The 352-nt window shown below is 45.7% G+C and carries 1 protein-coding gene; it reads left to right on the top strand.

The genetic code is table 11. The features are described from left to right. Positions 1 to 228 (top strand): hypothetical protein (locus KDM89_RS20670; protein ID WP_212689724.1); only part of this gene is annotated, 228 nt, incomplete at its 5' end. Positions 229 to 352: the final 124 nt, after the last annotated feature.

Raw genomic sequence — 352 nt, 5'->3', positions numbered from 1 at the left:
AGATTTGAATGGCTTGTCATTCATGGAAACAAAGTATCCGTGTTTGAATATATGGGTAAAGATCATATCGCGCAACAGCCTTTAGGTTTCATGGTGGCGCATTACCGTATCGCTAAGCAAAATGTCTACCTGACGATGTGGAGCCAGCCCGCTGACTATGCAGCGAACCGTATGGAATTTTTGCACATATTGCAGTCTGTGCAGCGTCCTGAATCAGAGCAGTATTGACTGGTCTGCTGTTGGACAGACAAAGAAAAACAGGCTTGCTGCAAGGAGATGCAGACAAGCCTGAAAGGGGAGAAACCTGAGTGAGGGGTAATGCACTTATTTCATTTTCTTGTGAGTGCCGCTA

The sequence above is a fragment of the Cognatundibacterium luofuense genome (assembly GCF_018139685.1).
GTDB lineage: Bacteria > Pseudomonadota > Gammaproteobacteria > Burkholderiales > Burkholderiaceae_D > Undibacterium > Undibacterium luofuense.
Note: the sequence above shows the minus strand (reverse complement) of the source record. Positions and strands in the feature narration are given on the sequence as shown.